This window comes from Microbacterium sp. UBA7513, from assembly GCF_002478345.1.
Lineage (GTDB): Bacteria > Actinomycetota > Actinomycetes > Actinomycetales > Microbacteriaceae > Microbacterium.
On record NZ_DLNJ01000022.1, the window covers coordinates 43,849 to 64,523 of the forward strand.

The 20,675-nt window shown below is 71.3% G+C and carries 17 protein-coding genes; 9 read left to right on the forward strand and 8 right to left on the reverse strand.

What is annotated here, in order from left to right; genetic code table 11:
* Window positions 1-2 precede the first annotated feature (2 nt).
* Both B2W79_RS12500 and B2W79_RS12505 read right to left on the reverse strand, forming a co-directional pair.
* Window positions 3-1,568: a hypothetical protein gene (locus B2W79_RS12500; protein WP_292789947.1), complete on the reverse strand. Its 1,566-nt coding sequence runs from the start codon at window positions 1,566-1,568 to the stop codon at window positions 3-5.
* Window positions 1,544-3,307 (reverse strand): ABC transporter ATP-binding protein, encoded by a 1,764-nt coding sequence (locus B2W79_RS12505; RefSeq protein ID WP_292789949.1) that lies wholly within the window; start codon window positions 3,305-3,307, stop codon window positions 1,544-1,546. Before B2W79_RS12505 ends, B2W79_RS12500 begins: the two co-directional genes overlap by 25 nt.
* A gap of 383 nt (window positions 3,308-3,690) precedes the next feature.
* Here B2W79_RS12505 and B2W79_RS12510 point away from each other — a divergent pair, with 383 nt between their 5' ends.
* From B2W79_RS12510 to B2W79_RS12525, 4 genes are all read left to right on the forward strand, one after another.
* On the forward strand, window positions 3,691-4,383 hold the full coding sequence (locus B2W79_RS12510) for an NTP transferase domain-containing protein (RefSeq protein WP_060923420.1): 693 nt from the start codon (window positions 3,691-3,693) through the stop codon (window positions 4,381-4,383).
* Window positions 4,384-4,462: 79 nt separating this feature from the next.
* Entirely contained in the window at window positions 4,463-5,452 is a 990-nt protein-coding gene (locus B2W79_RS12515) for a hypothetical protein (RefSeq protein WP_292789952.1), read from the forward strand.
* 87 nt (window positions 5,453-5,539) lie between these two features.
* Complete coding sequence (locus tag B2W79_RS12520; protein ID WP_371259856.1) at window positions 5,540-7,129, forward strand: acyl-CoA carboxylase subunit beta; 1,590 nt, start codon at window positions 5,540-5,542, stop codon at window positions 7,127-7,129.
* Complete coding sequence (locus tag B2W79_RS12525; protein WP_313391135.1) at window positions 7,126-7,368, forward strand: acyl-CoA carboxylase subunit epsilon; 243 nt, start codon at window positions 7,126-7,128, stop codon at window positions 7,366-7,368. Before B2W79_RS12520 ends, B2W79_RS12525 begins: the two co-directional genes overlap by 4 nt.
* A gap of 195 nt (window positions 7,369-7,563) precedes the next feature.
* On the opposite strand, the gene B2W79_RS12530 is transcribed toward B2W79_RS12525, so the two are convergent.
* The 4 genes from B2W79_RS12530 to B2W79_RS12545 are packed head-to-tail and all read right to left on the reverse strand — an operon-like array spanning window position 7,564 to window position 11,755.
* Window positions 7,564-8,586 (reverse strand): hypothetical protein, encoded by a 1,023-nt coding sequence (locus B2W79_RS12530; RefSeq protein ID WP_292789955.1) that lies wholly within the window; start codon window positions 8,584-8,586, stop codon window positions 7,564-7,566.
* Window positions 8,583-9,818: an ATP-binding protein gene (locus tag B2W79_RS12535; RefSeq protein ID WP_292789957.1), complete on the reverse strand. Its 1,236-nt coding sequence runs from the start codon at window positions 9,816-9,818 to the stop codon at window positions 8,583-8,585. Before B2W79_RS12535 ends, B2W79_RS12530 begins: the two co-directional genes overlap by 4 nt.
* Window positions 9,808-10,467, reverse strand: a complete 660-nt coding sequence (locus B2W79_RS12540; protein WP_071329676.1) for a response regulator transcription factor — start codon at window positions 10,465-10,467, stop codon at window positions 9,808-9,810. The genes B2W79_RS12535 and B2W79_RS12540 overlap by 11 nt, the downstream gene beginning before the upstream one ends.
* Window positions 10,468-10,510: 43 nt before the next feature.
* Window positions 10,511-11,755, reverse strand: coding sequence for a class I SAM-dependent RNA methyltransferase (locus B2W79_RS12545; RefSeq protein ID WP_292789959.1), 1,245 nt, complete (start codon window positions 11,753-11,755; stop codon window positions 10,511-10,513).
* A gap of 23 nt (window positions 11,756-11,778) precedes the next feature.
* Between B2W79_RS12545 and B2W79_RS12550 the strand changes: the two genes are divergently transcribed.
* Window positions 11,779-12,414 (forward strand): Maf family protein, encoded by a 636-nt coding sequence (locus B2W79_RS12550; RefSeq protein ID WP_071329734.1) that lies wholly within the window; start codon window positions 11,779-11,781, stop codon window positions 12,412-12,414.
* 78 nt (window positions 12,415-12,492) lie between these two features.
* The gene (locus tag B2W79_RS12555; protein WP_071329674.1) at window positions 12,493-14,259 is read left to right on the forward strand and encodes a biotin carboxylase N-terminal domain-containing protein; all 1,767 of its coding nucleotides are present in this window, start codon (window positions 12,493-12,495) and stop codon (window positions 14,257-14,259) included.
* 82 nt (window positions 14,260-14,341) lie between these two features.
* On the opposite strand, the gene B2W79_RS12560 is transcribed toward B2W79_RS12555, so the two are convergent.
* On the reverse strand, window positions 14,342-15,790 hold the full coding sequence (locus tag B2W79_RS12560) for an NAD(P)H-quinone dehydrogenase (protein ID WP_060923621.1): 1,449 nt from the start codon (window positions 15,788-15,790) through the stop codon (window positions 14,342-14,344).
* Window positions 15,791-15,838: 48 nt separating this feature from the next.
* Between B2W79_RS12560 and B2W79_RS12565 the strand changes: the two genes are divergently transcribed.
* The 3 genes from B2W79_RS12565 to B2W79_RS12575 are packed head-to-tail and all read left to right on the forward strand — an operon-like array spanning window position 15,839 to window position 18,605.
* On the forward strand, window positions 15,839-16,672 hold the full coding sequence (locus B2W79_RS12565; protein ID WP_071329673.1) for a purine-nucleoside phosphorylase: 834 nt from the start codon (window positions 15,839-15,841) through the stop codon (window positions 16,670-16,672).
* Window positions 16,669-18,339 carry a phospho-sugar mutase gene (locus B2W79_RS12570; protein ID WP_071329672.1) on the forward strand — a complete coding sequence of 557 codons (1,671 nt, stop codon included), beginning with the start codon at window positions 16,669-16,671 and terminating at the stop codon, window positions 18,337-18,339. The genes B2W79_RS12565 and B2W79_RS12570 overlap by 4 nt, the downstream gene beginning before the upstream one ends.
* A 2-nt stretch (window positions 18,340-18,341) precedes the next feature.
* Window positions 18,342-18,605 carry an HPr family phosphocarrier protein gene (locus B2W79_RS12575; protein ID WP_071329671.1) on the forward strand — a complete coding sequence of 88 codons (264 nt, stop codon included), beginning with the start codon at window positions 18,342-18,344 and terminating at the stop codon, window positions 18,603-18,605.
* A gap of 3 nt (window positions 18,606-18,608) precedes the next feature.
* On the opposite strand, the gene B2W79_RS12580 is transcribed toward B2W79_RS12575, so the two are convergent.
* The gene (locus tag B2W79_RS12580; protein ID WP_292789964.1) at window positions 18,609-20,531 is read right to left on the reverse strand and encodes a BglG family transcription antiterminator; all 1,923 of its coding nucleotides are present in this window, start codon (window positions 20,529-20,531) and stop codon (window positions 18,609-18,611) included.
* Window positions 20,532-20,675 lie beyond the last annotated feature (144 nt).

Consider the following 20,675-nt stretch of genomic DNA (forward strand, 5'->3'; position numbering starts at 1 on the left):
TCTCACGCCGTCTCGACGAACTCCATCAGACGCTCGCCGCTGTGCTCGAAGATGCGTCCGCCGATCACGGCTCCGCCGATGAACGCGACCGCTCCGGTGACGATGCCGACCCAGAACGCCGCAGGCGCGAAACCGGGATCGGCGACGATGCTCGCGCCGAACAGCCACATGGTCGGCACGCTCAGGAGGATCGCACCGAGGAATGCCGCCGCCGGGCCGTAGACCCCCCGGGAGGTCGGTCGCTGCGGCTGCTGGAACGGGCTGTCCCCGGGGCGGGACACCGCATACGGCGCCACCACCGACACCACGCTCGAGATGCCGAGAGCAGAGAAGAGCAGGCTCGCACCGAGGCCGACGAGCGGGAGGAGAAGACCCCAGCGGCCGGCCAGCACGAGCGAGAGCGGCACGGCGATCGCCAGCACCGGCACGGCGACCAGGAGCACCGGCACCAGGCGCCCGAGACGATCCGGGACTCCCCGGACGCCGCTCGCGACGTGCGTCCAGAGGGCGGTCGAGTCGTAGGCGACGTCGTTGTGCGGCAGCCATCCGAAGAAGAGGGCCATGACGGGCACGGGGACGAGCGCGGCGATCTCGACCGGCACGCCCGCGACGATCAGCGGGAACACGGTCAGCACGCCCGCCACGGGCACCACGATGATGTTCATGATGTACCGACGGTCGCGGAGCCAGTACACGAGGCTTCGCGCGGCGATGGCGCCGAAGGCGTTCGAGGGCAGCAGGGCGAACCACCCGAGTCCGGTGCGCTCGCGTGCCGCCACCGGACGCTCCGTCGTCGTCAGCAGGCGCCGCACGAACCAGGTCCAGGCGAGCCACAGCAACGCCAGGGTGGCCACGGCGATCAGTCCGCTGACCCAGGCCGCAGCCGTCTCACCGGCGGCCGCGGCGAACATCGCCGCCGGCGACGCGGCGAGCGGGGTGAAACCGATCACCGAGGTCAGGGTCGCCAACGATGCCGGCACCTCGCCGTCCCAGCGGAGCGAGCCGAGGAACACCGCGACAGGGAAGGCGATGACGATCAAGGCGAGGGCGAACAGCGCGGTCAGCTCGCGGGATCGACGCTCCGGCAGCAGCAGCGCGTTGAGCGCCATCCCGACTCGGGAGAGGAGGATGGTCGACAGCAGCCCGACCGCCGCCAGGAGGACGGCCGGCACCCACGGCGCACCGGCGCGGACGGCGACGATCGTCACGCTGACGTAGACCGCGAGGAGCGCAAGGCTGGGCACGCTGATCAGTGAGGCGATCGCGAGGACTCCGGGCATCTTCCGCTCGTCGACCCCGAACACCGCGAAGCGCCGCGGATCGAGCTGGTCGACGGCCCCCACGAGCAACGGCCCCACGAGGAAGCCGAGCAAGACGGCCGCACCGCCGAGCACTGTCACCGCCTGGGAGACGGGAACCGGCGCGTCGCCGAGGCTGAACACCGCCACGCAGACGACCACCGTGACCGCGATGACGGCGCCGAAGGAGAGCAGGGTGCGCCCCCGGTGTTCCCCACGCAGGGCGCCCAGGAGAAGCGCGAACCTCAGTCGGAGAACGTGTGCAGCCACTCGAGTCCCTCCACCTCTCCGCTGGAACCCGCGAGCTCCACGAAGCGCGATTCGAGCGTCTGCCCCGCGCGCACCTCGTCGATCGTGCCCTCGGCGAGCACCTCGCCGTTGACGATGATGGCCACCCGGGAGCACACGCGCTCGACGAGGTCCATTCCGTGGCTCGACAGGATCACGGTGCCGCCGTGCGAGACGTAGGCGCGCAGGATGTCGAGGATCACGGCGGAAGAGACCGGATCGACGGACTCGAACGGCTCGTCGAGCACCAGGACGCGCGGCGAATGGATCATCGCGCCCGCGAGCATGATCTTCTTGGTCATACCCGCCGAATAGTCGGACACCACCCGGTTAAGGGAGTCGCCGAGATCGAAGGCCCGGGCGAGGTCGCCGGTGCGCTTCTCGATCACGTCGGCGGCGAGGCCGCGGAGCAGCCCGTAGTAGTAGAGCAGCTGCCGGCCGGTGAGGCGGTCGAACGTGCGCAGCCGGTCCGGCAGGACGCCCATCACGCGCTTCGCCGCCAGCGGCTCGCTCGCCTGGTCGATGCCGCAGATGAGGACACTGCCCTCGTCCGCGCGCAGGAGGCCGGCGACGATCGACAGGGTCGTCGTCTTGCCGGCACCGTTGGGGCCGACGATTCCGTAGAACGAGGCAGCGGGCACGGTGAGATCGATGCCGTCGACCGCGCGGTTCTCGCCGAACTGCTTCACGAGACCGCGGATCCGGATGGCTTCGGTGGCGGGCTCCGCCGCCTCCGCCCCGACGACCTCGGCCGGCGGCTCCTCGGCGGTCACGCCTTCGACCACTTCGACGACCTCGACGTCCGCGACACGGCTGTCCTCCAGCGCAGGCTCCTTCGTCACCGGGAGTGCGGTGTCCGATGTCTCGACCGTGGACTCCGTCGAGGGGGACTCCGCGATGGCGGTGGGGTCCTCGACGCGCGTCGCCGACTCGGGAGTGTCGTCGTCCGACGTCGCCACCTCGGCAGACGCGGTGTCGGATTCACCGACCTGTGCGGACACGGTCGGCGCCGGCGTCGTGCTGGGCTCGTCGGGCTGCGCCTCCGCGGCAGCCTCGGCTTCTGCCGCCTTCGCCTCCGCGGCCGCGGCTTCCGCGGCCTTCGCGGCAGCCGCCTTGGCCGCAGCCGCCTTCGCCGCAGCGGTCTTGGCGGCGGCGGTCTTGGCCGTCGTCTTGGCCGCGGATGCCTTCGCGGCGGCCGTCTTCGCGGCAGCCGCCTTGGCCGCCGTCGTCTTGGCGGCAGCCGTGCTCGGCTTCGTGGTCGTCGCCGACGGACGCTTCGGGCTCGTGGTCCGCGCGGCGGTGTTCTTCACCGCGGCCGCCCGGGCGGCGGACGCCGTGCGAGCGGCCGCGGGATCCACACTCGCTGCGGGCGTCGGCTCGACCACGACCTCAGACGTGGGGGCCGCCTTCTCGGCTGCAGCCTTGGTCGGTGCGGGCCGCGCGGCGGTCGACTTCTTCACCGCGGGGGTCTTCGCCGCGGGAGTCTTCGACGCCGTCGAGGACTTCGCCGGGCTGGAAGACTTCGCTGCCGTGGACTTCGCCGGAGCGGCCTTGGCACCGGTCGTCTTCGCCGGAGCGACCTTCGTACCGGCGGCCTTCGCCGCCGTGGACTTCGGGCTCGTGGACTTCGTAGCGGCGGTCTTCGCTGAGGTGGATTTCGCAGCGGTGCTCTTCGAGGCAGCGGTCTTCGCCGCTGCCGACTTCGGCGCGGAAGACTTCACTCCGGTCGTCTTCTTCGCGCCGGCGGAGGACGAGGCAGATCTCTTGGTGGCCGGTTTCCGAGCGGGCGCGGAGGCCTCGGTCGGAGTCTCGGCTCCCTCTGCCTGGGGGGTGGGGTCATCAGGGGAGGAAGTCACCGTCCTACGGTATCAACGGGCGGCTGAGAGCCAAGGCCCCACGCGACAATCCGCAATCCGATCCCCTTCTCTGCGCGTTTCGCAAGGGGGTTGTCGTCCCTGTGCATTGCGTGTGTACTCGATCACGAAATGGCAACGGGGCCCGCCTGGCCCCGGGCTTCTCAGGGGGAATCGCTAGCATGATTCCCGGCACGACGAAGTGTCTGGTCGGTGAACCGACCGTGAACACAACTTCCTTAGGAGTATTCGTGACTCTTCAGACCGTCATCCTCGCAGCCGGAATGGGCTCCCGCCTCGGCCGTGCGCTGCCCAAGCCGCTCACCGAGCTCAACGACGGCCGCACGATCATGGGCCAGCAGCACGACAACATCCGGGCCGCTTTCGGATCCGACGCACGCATCACCACGGTGGTGGGCTACCGCGCGGAGACCATCATCGAGGCCTTCCCCTCCGTGAACTACGTCCACAACGACCGCTACGACGAGACCAACACCTCGAAGAGCCTGCTGCGCGCCTTGAGCGCCACCGGCAAGAGCGGCGTGCTGTGGATGAACGGCGACGTCGTCTTCGACCCCATGATCCTCGGTCGCGCCGCCGCGTACATCGAGCGTGACCAGTCGTTCGTCACCGTCAACACCGCCAAGGTCAGCGATGAAGAGGTGAAGTACACCGTCACCGCGGAAGGCTTCATCAAGGAGCTGTCGAAGTCCGTCAAGGGCGGCCTCGGTGAGGCGGTCGGCATCAACTACATCTCCTCCGGCTTCAAGAAGGCGTTCATGCGCCAGCTGCAGCGGGTCGAGGACCAGGACTACTTCGAGCGGGGTCTTGAGCTGGCGATCGCCGAGGACGGCCTGCTGCTCGAGCCGATGGACGTCTCCGACCTGTACGCGGTCGAGGTCGACTTCGCGGAAGACCTGGAGCGCGCGAACCTCTTCGTGTGACGTTCCCCTCCGAGAGCCCCGTTCCGCCATGGACCGGGGCTCTCGGTGTTTTCGCGGACGGGCTTCATAGGATCGGCACATGGCCCCCAAGGTGCACAAGATCCACTCCCTGCCGGACGACGCCCCGTGGGACAAGGGTGTGCCGCCGGTCGGCTCCCAGGAACACCCGATGATGGTCCGCGGGCTCGACCGGGTGCTCTCGATCCAGCGCCCGCTGGTGCTCGCCCACATCCGCAGCATCCGGCTCCGCCACCCGCACGCGACCCCCGACGAGATCATCCGGATCCTGGAGCGCCGCTACCTCGCGGCCGTCACGACCGGCGGAGCCGCGGTGGGGGCGACCGCCGTCGTGCCGGGTATCGGCACGGGGATCACCCTCGCGCTCTCCGGCGTCGAGACCGTGGGGTTCGTGGAATCCACGGCCCTCTTCGCGCAGTCGGTCGCCGAGGTGCACGGCATCGCGGTGGGCAACCCCGACCGTGCCCGCGCTCTCGTCATGACCCTCATGCTCGGCAAGGAGGGCGTCGACCTCGTCGGACAGCTCGCCCGGCAGGCCACCGGTCGCGGCAGCAGCCGGTCGGCGTACTGGGGCGAGCTGGTGACGAAGTCGCTCCCCCGCGCCGCCGTGGGGCCGCTCGTCGACCAGCTCAAAGGGATGTTCGTGAAGCAGTTCGCAGCCAAGGGCGGGGCTTCCTTCATCGGCAAGGCGATGCCCTTCGGGATCGGCGCGGCGATCGGCGGGGCGGGCAACCACATCCTCGGACGCCGCGTGCTCACCACCTCCCACCGAGCCTTCGGGGCCGCGCCCCTCCCCCCCCCCGCCGAGCTGGAGCCCATCCCCGGCGCCGAGAAGGTGGAGCTGCGGATGCTGCGAGGAGCGCGCTACGCCGGCAACGCGGTCGCAGGAGCCGCGGGCACCGTGGCGCGCGGCGCGGGATGGGTCGGGCACCGGGTCGGCGAGATCGCCGGTCGCCGACGTGAGCACCCCACGGAGGAACTCGACGCCGGTCCCGGAGACGGCGATCACGGGCTGCCACCGCGACCCGGTTCCGACACGACCACCGAATGAGGGAGCGCGCACCTCGCCAAAGGATCCGCCGCCCCGTTGTGCCGATCATCCAACGGACGGCGCGGACCCGACGCTAGGGTGGAATCCGTGACGGACAAGCCCGACCCCTTTACCACCGCCGGAAAGATCGCGGATCTGCGCGCTCGCTACACCGAGGCCGTCGTCGACGCCGAGACGAAGGCGAAGGAGAAGCAGCACGCCAAGGGCAAGATGACCGCCCGCGAGCGCATCGAGCTCCTCGTCGATCCCGGCAGTTTCGTCGAGTTCGACGAGTACGTACGCCACCGCACCACCGCGTTCGGCATGGACCGCTCGCGCCCGTACGGCGACTCCGTCGTCACCGGCGTCGGCACCATCCACGGCCGCACCGTGGCCGTGTACTCGCAGGACTTCTCCACCTTCGGCGGATCGCTCGGCGAGGTCGCCGGCGAGAAGATCGTCAAGATCATGGAGTTCGCCCTGGCGGGCGGCATGCCCTGCATCGGCATCCTCGACTCGGGCGGCGCGCGCATCCAGGAGGGCGTCGTCGCGCTCGGCAAGTACGGCGAGATCTTCCGCCTGAACACCCGAGCCTCCGGCGTGATCCCGCAGATCTCGATCATCATGGGTCCGGCGGCCGGCGGCGCCGTGTACTCCCCCGCCCTCACCGACTTCGTCATCATGGTCGACAAGACCAGCCAGATGTTCGTCACCGGACCCGACGTGATCAAGACCGTCACCGGCGAGGACGTCGGCATGGAGGAGCTCGGCGGCGCCTACACCCACAACACGCGCTCTGGCGTCGCGCACTACCTGGCCGAGGACGAGGACGACGCGATCGACTACGCGCGCACGCTCCTCGGCTTCCTGCCCGACAACAACATGGCGGAACTGCCGTCCTACGAGAGTGCGTTCGAGTTCGAGACCACGGACGCGGACCGCACGCTCAACACGCTCATCCCGGACTCCCCGAACCAGCCGTACGACATCCACACCGTGATCGAGCACGTCGTGGACGACGGCGACTTCCTGGAGGTCCAGCCGCTGTTCGCGCCGAACATCGTCATCGGCTTCGGACGCATCGAGGGCCGCTCGGTCGGCATCATCGCCAACCAGCCCTCGCAGATGGCGGGCACGCTCAACATCGAGGCGGGCGAGAAGGCGAGCCGGTTCGTGCGCTTCTGCGACGCGTTCTCGCTGCCGATCGTGACCCTCGTCGACGTGCCGGGGTACCTGCCCGGCACCGACCAGGAATGGACCGGCGTCATCCGGCGCGGAGCCAAGCTCCTCTACGCCTACGCCGAGGCCACCGTGCCGCTCGTGACGGTGATCCTGCGCAAGGCCTACGGCGGCGCGTACATCGTCATGGGCTCCAAGCAGCTCGGTGCCGACGTGAACCTGGCCTGGCCCACCGCGGAGATCGCCGTGATGGGCGGCCAGGGCGCTGTCAACATCCTCTACCGCGGGGAGATCCGCAAGGCGGAGGAAGCGGGAGAGGACGTCGCCGCCGTCCGCACCCGCCTCGCGAACGAGTACACGTACAACGTGGCCTCGCCCTTCCTCGCGGCCGAGCGCGGCGAGCTCGACGGGATCATCGAGCCGGCGAACACGCGGGTGGCGATCGCGAAGGCGCTCCGGGCCCTGCGGGGCAAGCGTGCCGAGCTGCCCCCGAAGAAGCACGGGAACATCCCGCTGTGAGCGGCCAGGAATCCGCCGTCGACGGGGCGATGCCTGCGCCCGTGATGCTGGAGGTCACCCGCGGCACCGCGACCGAGGAGGAACTCGCAGCCCTCATCGCCGTGCTCGGGGACGCCTACGCGAACGAGCAGGCGGAGGCGACGGTCGAGGAGCCACGGGTCTCGGCATGGACCCGCACGCAGCGTCCGCTGCGTCGGCCCCTACGCCGCGACATTCCCTGGGGACGTTTCGCCGGCTGAGCCGATCGCGGATTTTGTCCCCCAAAATACCTACAGACAACCGTTGCGCGACCCCGCAGACTGAAGGGGACGCTTCGCGTTCGGCTGGTCTCTCTGTCCCAGGGTAGACAGACGCTGATCGGCCACCAGCGGACGGTTTTCGGGTAACTGTCCGCACGGCGAGGGGCAGGCGGATTCGCCGCCCCTCGCCCACTCTCAGCTCCGCGCGTCGGACGCCGTCCCGCGCCGCTCCCTCGCGATCTCGTGCCAGAGGTCGACGGAATCGTCGTCCGATGCCCGCAGGCCCGCGCGACCGACGACGGTGACGGCGACGAGCGGGTCCCGTGCGGAGCGGATGATGATGCGCCCCGTGCCGGCGCTGCGCAGCACCGACGCGAGCTCGTCGCGGATCTCCATGCGCCGGCCCTCGTCGACGCCGTCGAGACCGCCCTCGTCGAACACCGTCACGGAGGCGCCGCGGCGGCGCGCGGCGTCGATCGCGTTGCGGACGTCGTCGTTCAGGAGGTCCGCACCACGCAGCTCGTCGCGAAGACGCCCCTCCGCGAGCCGGGCTTCCAGCCGCTCATCGTCGTCGAGCTGTCCGCGCGACGCCACCACCCGGCTGAGCACGGGACCGGCGACGGCGAGGGCGAACTGGGTGCGGAGGCGACGCTCGCGCTGGCGCACCCGCTGGGTCGCGTGCCAGGCCGAGACCGCCTGCTGGATCTCCGACATGCGCTCCGTGTCGCTCACGGCGCGGTCCCAGAACATCACTAGGAGCTGGGCGACCGCGACCCACATGATCGACCCCACCACTCCGAGGTTCAGCGCCACCCCCAGACCCAGCGCGAGGGATGCGGCGACCACGAGCACGACCAGCGTGGCCCAGCCCGCCCACGCGCGGCGACGGACGACACAGACGATGCCGAGCAGACCGAGGGCGCCGATGTACCAGGTGGCGAACGGGGCGGTTCGATCGTCGGGGTCCAGCGAGAGGGTGACCAGCACCGGGATGATCGCGCTCGCTCCGAGGGCGAGGAGCGCCGACCACAGCGGCATCCGCACCGTGGCCGGACTCCCGAGGATCGCGACGTTCACCACCACGAGATACACGGCGATGGCCAGGACCATGAGCAGCGGGGCCGTCGGCTGCTCGATCCACCAGATCCCCCGGGCGACGAAGTACAGCGCGAACCCGACCGCGAGCGAGGTCGCGACGCTGCGCACGGTCCGGTTCATGAGCGCTCCCACCCGAGGGTCACGACGGTGCCTTCCGCGTCCGAGGCGATGTGCGCGGTTCCGGCCACACCGGCCATGCGGGCGAGGATCGAGGCGCGGATGCCGAGCCGGTCGGGACCGATGGCGTCGACGTTGAAGCCGCCGCCGGTGTCCGAGATCGTCACGGCGATGCCCTCGTCACCGTGACCGACGACGAGGATGTGCAGTCCGCGACCATGCGCGTGCGCGACCGCGTTCCCGATCGCCTGGCGCGCCGCGAGGACGAGGGCTCGCGCGGCACGCCCCGGGATGAGGCCGCTGCCGCCGCGCTCCTCCACGATGGCGTCCGCGCCCAGCTCGGAGAGGGCCCGCCGCAGCTCCACGACGATCTGCGCGGCCCCCACCGGCTCGTCGCTGCCCTCTTCCGCGACCGCCGCCTCGGTGTTCGCGAGCCGCGTGAGGGCTTCCCTGGCCATCGCCACGGCGAGCTCCCGTGCCCGCTCGCCCTCCGCGCGCTCTGCCGCGATGAGGGCTGCCAGGACGCTGTCGTGCATGAGGGCCGACATGGCGACCCTCTCCTCCTCGGCGGCGGCCGCGGCGGCCGCCGTCGCATACGAGGCCACGGCCGTGCCCCGCGCCTCGTCGACGCCCGCGGCGACCGAGCGGAACATCCAGCCGAGCGAGACGATCACGACGCCGAGGATCAGCGTGAAGGAGACGTCGAACGCCGTCGTCACCCAGAACTCCCGGGAGAACTCCCCCTGCACCAGACGCACGTATCCGTAGACGAACGGCACTCCGACGGCCCACGCGAACTGCAGCCGCACGGGGAAGGCGAGCATCGCCGCCACCACGCCGACGTTCACGAGGAAGAAGATCCACGGCTGATCGCCCGCCACCTTGTCCGCGGGGTCGACGACCAGAGGCCATGCCGCGAGTGCCAAGACATACACGACCGCGAACGTCCCCGCGGCCAGACGCACGCCGCGGCCGACCAGACAGGCGACGAGCATCGCGGTGAGCGGCACGAAGACCGCCACGAGCATCACGATGTGCGCGGTGTCCGGACGGGAGAGCGTGTTGACCGCTGCGATCAGCGCCTGCGCGCCGAGCACGCCGGAGCCCAGGGCGACCACGATCGCGAGGATGCGCTCCATCCGCTTGCCGGTGAACCGCTCGAAGCCGTTCTCCGCGCTGCCGGGAGACGGGATCTTGCTCCAGGCGTCGCGGACGCTCAGCGGCTCAGCGGGCACTCGGCGCCCCGTCGGCCGTCACGATGCCGTCCTCCATCGCGCGCCGCAGCAGATCGACCTTGGTGGGTGCCGGCCGACCGACCTCGACGTACTTCACCCGGATCCGGGTGATGTTCTCCTTCGCGGTGGAGTACGCGACGCCGAGACGCTCGGCCACGGCCTTCAGCGGCAGGCCGGTCGCATACAGGCGGAGCACCTCCCGCTCGCGGGTGGACAGCTGGGCATCGGCGAACGCGCGGTCTCCGTCGACCGCACTCGCCCATTCGACGTTGTTCAGCGCCTCGCCCTGCGCCACGGTGCGGATGGCGTCCAGCACGTCGTCGAGGGCGGAGGACTTGCTGACGACACCGGCCGCACCCGCCGCCAGGGCCTCGCGGACCGCGGCCGGCCGGTCGGCGACGCTGTGGATCACGACGCTGGCGCCGTCGGCGACGAGGGACACGACGTTCTCCGTCACCGTCGTCCCGTCTCCCAGCGTGAGATCGAGCACGACCACGTCGGCGGGCGGAGCTCCCGTCGAGGACCGCCATACGAGGTAGGAGCCGACCGTGCTCCCGGTGAACACGACGGTCTGGCCGTCCCTGGCGCACGCGGCCTCGAGGCCGAGGCGGACGGACTCGTGGTCGTCGATGAGGGCGACGGTGCTCATGCCCACAGCCTAGTGAGTCGCGGACGCGGGACCGGGAATGCGCTCACCGGGTGAGCAGGGCGACGACCTCGAAGTGATGCGAGTGCGGGAAGAGGTCGAACCCGCGGAGCGCGTCGACCCGCCACCCCAGGCCCCGGAAGGTGCCGAGGTCACGTGCGAGGGCGACGGGGTCGCAGGCGACGTAGGCGATCGCGGACGGAGCCAGCGCATGCACGCCCTCCACGACCGCCCGGCCGGCGCCGGAACGGGGCGGGTCGAGCACGACCGCCCCCGTCGCGCCTCCGCGCCGCGGCTGCTGGAGGAAGCGGTCGACGCGTGCGGTCACGGCGGTCACGTCGAGCGGCGCGAGGTTCGCGGCGGCATGCGCGGTCGCGCGTCGGCTGGACTCGACGGTGACGATGTCGGTCCCACCGAGATCGGCGAGAGTCCGCGCGAAGAGGCCGACACCGCCGTACAGGTCGTAATGCGTCGCGTCCGGCTCCACATGACCGTCCAGCAGTCCGTACACGGCGCCGTCGAGGACGGAGGCGGCACGCGGATGCACCTGCCAGAACCCGCCGGCGTCGACGTCGAACGTGCGGTCGCCGACGCGCTCCTGCACCACCTCGGGCTTCGGGCGAGGGCGGCGGTCCCTGGGAGCCCGGCGCTCGGCCTCGGGGTGCCGGATGATGCGCACGCGGCCGTCCGCAGGCTCCACGAGCTCGATGCGTCCGGCCTTCTCGCCCCGCAGGGCCAGGGCGGCCTCGGCGATCGCGGGGCGGGCGAGCGGGTAGGTCGAGACCGGAACGACCCGGTGGCTGCGGGCGGCGAACGGGCCGATCCGCCCGCCGTCGTCGACGTGCAGCGTCACCCGGCTGCGCCACCCCGTCCCGTCCCCGGACTCCACCGCCTCGATCTCCGGGGCTTCGAGGCCGGGACCGGCGAAGCGGTAGAACGCCTCCGAGAGGACCTGTCGCTTGAGCGCACGCTGGTGGTCGAGGTCGATGTGCCCGAGGTCGGCACCCCCCGGCCGCTGGGCGGGGTCGTGCGCGACGTCCGCCTCCGGCCAGATGTGCGGCCGGCGATGCGGGGAGGCATCGAGGACCTCGATCGTCTCGGCGCGCCAGAAGCTCCGGGTGTCCGGCTCCCCGGCGGCGGGGGACGGATCCAGCAGGCGGGCACGGACGCGCTCCCCCGGGACCGCGTCCGAGACGAAGACCACGCGTCCCTCGTGACGGGCGACGAAGGTGCCTCCGTGGGCGATGCCGGTGATGTCGAGATCGAGCACGTCGGCTGCGGAGGAAGTCATCCTTCGAGGATACGGTGGTCTCCATGCGCGTCTGCCTCGCCTCCACCTCCCCCGCCCGGCTCATGCTGCTGCGTCAGGCCGGCATCGAACCGCTCACCCTGTCGCCGGAGGTGGACGAGGACGCCCTGGCCGCCGCCGCAGAGGAGCGCATGGGCCCCCTTGCGCCCGCCGACCTCGTGCTGCTGCTCGCCCGTGCGAAGTCCGCGGCCGTCGCCGAGCGGCTGGCCGCCGAGGGCGCGTTCGACGGCATCGTCATCGGAGGGGACTCGATGTTCGCCCTCGGGGACCGGGTGTACGGCAAGCCCTACACGCCGGAGGAGGCTACGCGCCGGTGGCAGGAGATGCGCGGCGCCACGGGGGTGCTGCACTCCGGGCACTCCGTGTTCCGCGTATCCCCCGGTTCCGAGCCCGTCGAGGCGACCGCGGTCGCGGAGGCGGCGGTGACGTTCGCCGATGACATCAGCGAGGAGGAGATCGCTGCGTACGTGGCGTCGGGCGAGCCGCTGCACGTCGCGGGAGCCTTCACCGTGGACAGCCTCGGCGGCGCCTTCATCACCAAGGTCGAGGGCGATCCCTCCACCGTCGTGGGGATGTCGTTGTCCACCGTGCGCCGTCTCACCGCCGACCTCGGGGTCCGGTGGACGGATCTGTGGTCGTAGACTCCCCTCCACGTTTTTCCCTCTTTCTTGTCGAGAGTCGTCAAAAGTATCGGGATGCTACTCGCTAGGCTGGCAACCATGCCTGAAATCGCGAAGGTGCTCGTCGCCAACCGCGGCGAGATCGCCGTCCGCATCGTCCGTGCCGCTCGTGACTCCGGGATCGCCTCGGTCGCCGTCTACGCCGACCAGGACAGGGACGCACTGCATGTGCGCCTGGCCGACGAGGCGTACGCGCTCGGTGGCGCGACGAGCGCCGAGACGTACCTCCAGATCGAGAAGATCCTCTCCGTCGCCCGCCGCGCCGGTGCCGACGCCGTGCACCCCGGCTACGGCTTCCTCGCGGAGAACGCCGAGTTCGCGCGCGCGGTGATCGACGCCGGAATGATCTGGATCGGCCCCTCCCCGGAGGCGATCGAGGCGCTCGGCGACAAGGTCACCGCCCGCCACGTGGCCGAGAAGGTCGGTGCACCCCTCGCGCCCGGCACCCCCGGCCCGGTCTCGGGCGCCGACGAGGTCGTCGCCTTCGCGCAGGAGTATGGTCTGCCGATCGCGATCAAGGCGGCCTACGGCGGCGGCGGACGCGGCCTCAAGGTCGCCCGTGAGCTCGACGAGGTCGCGGAGCTGTTCGAGTCCGCCACCCGTGAGGCCGTCGCGGCGTTCGGTCGTGGCGAGTGCTTCGTGGAGAAGTACCTCGACAAGCCCCGGCACGTCGAGACCCAGTGTCTCGCCGACGCCGAGGGCAACGTCGTCATCATCTCGACCCGCGACTGCTCGCTGCAGCGCCGGCACCAGAAGCTCGTCGAGGAGGCGCCGGCCCCGTTCCTCACGCCCGAGCAGAACGAGAAGCTCTACTCGGCGTCCAAGGCCATCCTCAAGGAGGTCGGCTACGTCGGCGCGGGCACGTGCGAGTTCCTCATCGGCGCTGACGGCACGGTCTCCTTCCTCGAGGTGAACACGCGCCTCCAGGTCGAGCACCCCGTGTCGGAGGAGGTCACCGGGATCGACCTCGTCCGCGAGCAGTTCCGCATCGCCGCCGGTGGGACGATCGACTACGACGACCCCCAGCCGCAAGGCCACTCCATCGAGTTCCGCATCAACGGCGAGGACCCGGGTCGCGGGTTCCTCCCCCAGCCCGGCCCCATCCACGTCTTCAAGACCTTCGGCGGCCCCGGCATCCGCCTCGACTCCGGGGTCACCGCCGGGGACGCGGTCTCCGGCGCGTTCGACTCGCTGCTCGCCAAGATCATCGTCACCGGCAAGGACCGTGCCGAGGCCCTGGAGCGCGCGCGTCGGGCTCTGGACGAGTTCGAGGTCGCGGGTCTGCCCACCGTCATCCCGTTCCACCGCAAGGTCGTCCGCGATCCCGCCTTCACGGCCGAGGACGGGACGTTCGGGGTGTACACGCGCTGGATCGAGACGGAGTTCGACAACGACATCCCCGCGTGGGACGGCGAGCTCGAGGCTCCGGCTCCGGCGAACGCCCGGCACACCGTGGTCGTCGAGGTCGGCGGCAAGCGCCTGGAGGTCAGCCTGCCCGATCGCGTCGCGGTCGCCCCCGGCACCACCGGCCGCCCGGCCGCCGTCCCGCCATCGCGCCGCAGCCATGCCACGGTCGCCAACGCCGGGGCGTCCGGTGATGCGGTGAAGTCGCCGATGCAGGCCACGGTCGTCAAGGTCGCGGTCGAGGAGGGGCAGCAGGTCGTCAAGGGCGACCTCGTCGTCGTCCTCGAGGCGATGAAGATGGAGCAGCCGCTGCAGGCGCACAAGGATGGCGTGGTGGGCAACATCGACGCCGCCGCGGGCACCACGGTCTCCGCCGGTCACCAGCTCCTCACGATCTCCTGACCCGAGACCCCGCTTTCACGCCGAGACCCCGGGCTGCAGATGTCTGCAGCCCGGGGTCTCGGCGATTGCGGGGGGTCTCGGGTCAGGAGATGTTCACGAGGTGCATCGCGCGGCTCGCGTCGGTGATGCTGCTCGACAGCGAGGGGTACGCGGCGAACACGCGGGAGACCTGGTCCACGGTGAGGCGACGCTCGACCGCGATCGCGATGGGGTAGATGAGCTCGGAGGCCTTCGGGGCCACGATCACGCCGCCGATCACCGTGCCGGAGCCCTTGCGGGCGATGAGCTTGACGAAGCCGTCCTTGATGCCCATCATCTTCGCGCGCGGGTTAGCGGCGAGCGGGAGCTTGTAGACCATGCCGTCGGCGAGGCCGTCCTCGACGTCCTTGACGCCGTAGCCGACGGTCGCGATCTCCGGCGCCGTGAAGATGTTGGAGGTGATCTTGATGAGCTCGAGCGGGATGACGATGTCCCCCAGCGCGTGGAACACCGCCGTCCGCCCCTGCATCGAGGCCACCGAGGCCAGCGGGAAGAAGTTCGTGCAGTCCCCGACCGCGTACACGTTCGGCACCGAGGTGCGCGCGACGCGGTTCACCCGGACGTGACCGGAGTCGTCGAGCTCGACGCCGGCCTCCTCCAGGCCGATGCCCGCGGTGTTCGGGATGGAGCCGACAGCCATGAGGCAGTGGCTGCCCTCGACGGTGCGACCGTCCGACAGGGTCACGGTGACGCCGTCACCGACGACCTCGACCTTCTCGGCCCGCGACTTGGACAGCACCTGCATGCCGCCGCGCTTGAACACCTTCTCCAGCACCCGCGCCGCATCCTGGTCCTCGCCGGGGAGAACCTGCTCCCGGCTGGAGACGAGCGTGACCTTCGCGCCGAGGTTCATGTAGGCGGAGGCGAACTCCGCGCCGGTCACGCCGGAGCCGACGACGATGAGGTGCTCGGGCAGCGCCTTCATGTCGTAGAGCTGCGTCCACGTGAGGATGCGCTTGCCGTCGGGCTTGGCGGAGTCGAGCTCGCGCGGCGAGGCGCCGACCGCGACGACGATGGTGTCGGCCTCGACGCGGTCGAAGTCGGTGCCCCGCTCGCCCGTGGAGACGACGATGGCGTTCGGACCCTCCAGCCGGCCGTGACCGGAGAGGATCCGCACGCCGGCGTCGAGGAGGGTGGTGCGCATGTCCTCGGACTGCTGACCGGCCAGCGCCACGAGGCGCTTGTTCACGGCGGCGAGGTTGATGGCGATCTCCGGCTTGAGCGGCTTGCCGTTCTCGCCCTTGGCGTAGAAGTTCACGCCCAGGTCGCTGGCCTCGGAGATGGCGACCGCGGCGTCCGCCGTCGCGATGAGGCTCTTCGACGGCACCACGTCGGTGAGCACGGCCGAACCGCCGACACCGACGCGCTCGACGAGGGTGACCTCCGCTCCGAGCTGGGCGGCCGCCAGGGCCGCCTCGTAACCGCCGGGTCCGCCGCCGAGGACGGCGACGCGCTGAGTGCGCTCGAAAGTGGTGGAAGACATGCTCTCCATTCTTCCGCAATCCTGGCACCGGAGCCTGCCACTTCCTAGAGTGGATCCATGCCTGAAACCCACAGCAACCCCCTCGACGACCCCACTGCGAACCCGTTCGAGGTCGCAGCCGAAGCCGCCGCCGACATCGCGCGGCTGACCGGCGTCGAGAAGCACGACATCGCCCTCACGCTCGGCAGCGGCTGGGGCAAGGCGGCCGACCTCATCGGCGAGACCGTCGCGACCATCCCCGCGACCGAGGTCACCGGATTCTCGAAGCCCGCCCTGGAGGGCCACGTCGGCACCCTGCGCAGCATCCGGACCCCGGGCGGGAAGAACGTCCTCGTCATCGGCGCCCGCACGCACTACTACGAGAACCACGGCGTGCGCCGGGTCGTGCACAGCGTCCGCACCGCCGCAGCCACCGGCGCGAAGATCATGGTCCTCACCAACGGCGCGGGAGGCATCCGCGAGACGTGGAAGCCCGGGCAGCCCGTGCTGATCAGCGATCACATCAACCTCACCGCCGACTCTCCCCTGGAGGGCGCGACCTTCATCGACCTCACCGACCTGTACGCGAAGCGTCTGCGCGACATCGCCCGGACGGTCGACCCCACGCTCGACGAGGGCATCTATACGCAGTTCCGCGGCCCGCACTACGAGACCCCGGCCGAGGTGCAGATGGCGAAGCACATCGGCGGCCACATCGTCGGCATGTCCACCGCGCTCGAGGCGATCGCCGCGCGCGAGGCCGGCATGGAGATCCTCGGGTTCTCGCTCATCACGAACCTCGCCGCCGGCATCCAGCAGACGCCGCTGAGCCATGCCGAGGTCATCGAGGCCGGACGCGAGGCGGAGCCGGTGATCTCCGCCCTGCTGGCCCGGGTGGTCGAGGCCCTGTGAGCGAGGAGCGGCTCGCCCAGGCCCGCGCCTGGCTGCGCCAGGACCCCGACCCGCAGACCCGCGACGAGCTGGCCGGCATCGTCACCCGTGCCGCTTCCGGGGACGAGGCCGCTGCGGCGGAGCTCGACGACCGCTTCGGCAGTCGTCTCGCGTTCGGCACGGCCGGGCTCCGCGGCGCGCTCGGGGCGGGAAGCAACCGGATGAATCGGGTGCTCGTCTCCCAGGCCGCCGCGGGCTTCGCGGCGTACCTGCGCGAGCGGGCCGCGGGGGCGACGCCGACGGTCGTGATCGGCTACGACGGACGCCGGAACTCCCGGGTCTTCGCTCAGGACTCCGCGGAGCTGTTCGCCGGGGCCGGCCTGCGCGCGATCCTGCTCCCCCGCCTGCTGCCGACGCCCGTGCTGGCCTTCGCCGTGCGTCACCTCGGCGCCGATGCCGGCGTGATGGTGACCGCGAGCCACAACCCGCCGGACGACAACGGCTACAAGGTGTACCTCGGTGGCCCGGATGCCGGCTCGCAGATCGTCGCTCCCGCCGACGCCGAGATCGCCGCCCACATCCAGCGGATCGCGGACAGCGGGGACGTCCGGGCCCTGCCGCGGTCCACCGCCTACGAGACCGCGGCCGAGGACCTCGTCCAGGCCTACGTCGCCGCCACCGCCGCGGTCGCGCCGGCGCCCGCGGGGGCCCGCCGCCTGCGCTGGGTCTACACCGCGATGCACGGTGTCGGCTGGGAGACGGTCGCCCGCATCGTCGATGCCGCCGGCTACCCGCGGCCGATCGTGGTCGACGAGCAGCTGCATCCGGACGCGACGTTCCGCACGGTCTCCTTCCCGAACCCCGAGGAGCCGGGGGCCATGGATCTCGCGTTCGCCACCGCCAGGAGGGCGAAGGCGGACTTCATCCTCGCGAACGACCCGGACGCCGACCGCCTCGCCGTGGCCGTCCCGGACGAGACCGCCGCGGACGGCTGGCGCCGTCTCACGGGCAACGAGGTCGGCCTGCTGCTCGGCGCGCGTGCCGCGCGGCAGGCGGCGGGCACTCCCGGCGCCTCGCTCGCCTGCTCGCTCGTCTCCTCCCCCGGGCTCGGCGCCATCGCCGCCCACCACGGGCTGGACTTCCATGAGACGCTCACCGGCTTCAAGTGGATCTCCCGGGCGCCAGGCATCGTCTTCGGCTTCGAGGAGGCCCTGGGCTATCTCGTCAACCCCGAGACCGTGCGCGACAAGGACGGCATCTCCGCCGCGGTCGCCGTGCTCGGCCTGGCCGCCGAGGCTCAGGAGCGCGGGCTCACCCTCGCCGATCTCGTCCGCGAGGTGGGCGACGCGTACGGGCACTTCGCGAGCGCGCAGGTGTCGGTGCGGGTGGCGGATCTGTCGCTCATCGGCACGGTGATGCTCTCGCTGCGGTCGCTTCCGCCCACGCAGATCGCGGGACGTTCGATCGCGTCGGCCGAGGACCTGCTGCAGAGCGCTCCGGGGCAGCCCTCCGGAGACGTGCTGCGGTACCGGCTCTCGGACGGCTCCCGGGTGATCGTCCGGCCGAGCGGCACGGAGCCGAAGCTCAAGGTGTACATCGACGCCACGGGGGATTCCGCCGAGGCGGCCGCAGCGGCCGTCGCCGAGCTGGAGGCGGGCGTCCGGGTCCTCCTGGACGAGCGCTCCTGACCATGCCCGTCCGCCACGTCGTCGTCAGCGCCCACAACGGCGTGCACGCACGGCCGGTCGCGGAGCTCGTGCGCCTCGCGCAGGCGCACGAGCTCCCGGTCACGCTGCGCACCGCGGACGGCGCGGCCGTGGATCTGCGCAGCGTCCTCGCGGTGATGGACCTCGCCCTCGCACCCGGCGACGCCGTGACCCTGGAGACGCCGGCAGGCCCCGCCTCGGAGAGCGTCCTCGACCAGCTCACCCGCGTGCTCGCCCCCGACGCCTGAGCCTCAGCCGTCGATCACGGCGACGAGCTCGTCGAGGAAGCCCTCGAAGGTCGCGCTGCGCCGGACGATCCGCTGCACGCTCTCGCGCTCGCTGAACACCTCCACGAGCTGCTCGAACACGGTCTGGAAGGCGGCGCGGTCGCTCTCGCTGAAGGCGGCCAGCGCGACGACCTGCACGCGTCCGTCGCCCCAGGCCGCCGACCCCTCGGCCACGCCGAGCGCGATCGCCGTGCGCGCCGCGGTCATCTGCAGCGCGTGCGGCACGGCGAGCGCGTCGGTGAAGGCCGTGGAGGACATGCGCTCCCGGATGATCGTGTTCTCCACGTAGTCGTCGCCGATCAGGCCGGCCCGCACGAGCGGCGCGCCGAGCCGCCGGATGATGGCCTCCTCCCCCTCGTCCGGAAGGGGATGCACGAAGGCGTCGGGGTGGAAGTAGCGCGCGAGCTCCTCCCGGAGCCGGGCGAGCCGTCGCCCCCGGCGCAGGCGCCCTGCAGCCTGCTGGATGCGGTCGACGTCCGCGTCGGTGAGGAACGGCTGGATGCGCACGAAGCGGTCGCCGGAGGCCCCGGGCTCGATCGTGCTCAGCACGAGGTCGGTGTCGAACGACGCCCAATCCGGGTCGACGTTCGTGATGACGCTGGTGACCTCGATGGCCGAACCGAGCGAGCGGTCCACGCTCGACCGCAGGAGTTCGTGGAGTTCGTAGTAGCCGGGGCAGACGATGGTCGCCGTGAGGATGGACTCCGCTTTGCGACTCCGCTCCAGCCGCCCCCCGACGTGCATGGCGATGTAGGCGATCTCGTCGTCGTGGATGGGCGTGCCGAGCCGGTCGTGCAGGCCGCTTGCGATCGACACCGCGACCTCGAAGATCATCGGGTACGTCGTCTTCAGCGAGCGGGTCAGCGGATTCCGGGTGAGCGCGCTCTCCTCGGCACGGCGCAGGAGGTTCTGCACGTGCAGCGCGAGACGGAGCACGAAGGTCTCGTCGACGAGGTCGACCCGGTAGTCGTCGGCCGCCCGCGCGATCTCCGCGCGGACCGCCGCCTCCACGTCCGGACTGACGCCGCTGCGCGCGAGTTCCCGTGTCGCCTCGCCGCCCGGAGCGACGATGCGCGTCAGGACGAGGGAGGCCAGGTGTCCGCTGTCCCCCTCCCCGAGCACCACGTCGAAGTGCGCGGCCGCGAGCCGCGCGATGACGGCACCGACCCGCGGGATCTCGGGTCGAGCGCCGGACGGCGGAGCCTCGAGGGCCCGGCCGGCCGCCACCCGCTCGGCGGCGATCGCGATGTGCAGCAGGACGTCGGCGATCGCGAGTTCGTTGACGTAGTAGCCCAGCTCGCCGAGTTCTCCCACCAGGGCGGACTTGAAGGGTCCCACCGCTCGCGCGTCGACCGCGGTCCCGGAGAGGGCCCGCCGGAAGATCTCGGGGTGGAACGAGGCGTCGTCCATCTCGTCATGGGCGAGGCGGCTGAGCAGACGCCGCTGCGCCGCTTCGTCGCCGCGGAGCCGCACCCGTTCGCGCGCCCGCTCCAGCATGAGGTCGGTGCCGTCGAGGAGGCCGCGCACCCGCACGAGATCGGCCTCGAGGGTCGCCTCGCTCACGTGCAGCGCGTCCGCGGTGTCGAAGACGTCGATGCCCTCCGGCGCGTCGAGGAGGAGCCGGACGAGCGCGTGGAGGCGTTCCCGCGGTGCGGAGTCGCCGCCCTGCCGCACCCGGAGCGCGCCGCGGGCGCCGGGGCCCGCCCGATAGCCCGCCGGGCCGGACTCGACGACCGCGGCACCGGGCGTGCGGGCGTTCAGGGCCGCGACGTAGGAACGGATGCTGCGGGGCGTCACGCCGAGGAGGTCGGCCAGCGTGCCCGCGGTCGCCCAGCCCTCCTCGCGCAGCAGGGCGGCGAGGAGCTGGTCCTGACGCTGGCGCGACATGATCCCTCCGAGTTCCCGTGCTGACGGCACTGTCCGACTGCTCTCCATGATGACAGCCTCCGGCGGCAGGGGCGCGGCGAGCAGGGTTCCGCAGGGGCGGAAGAGAACGTGTTGGTGCCGCCGCGCCCGCGTTTCCCAGACTGT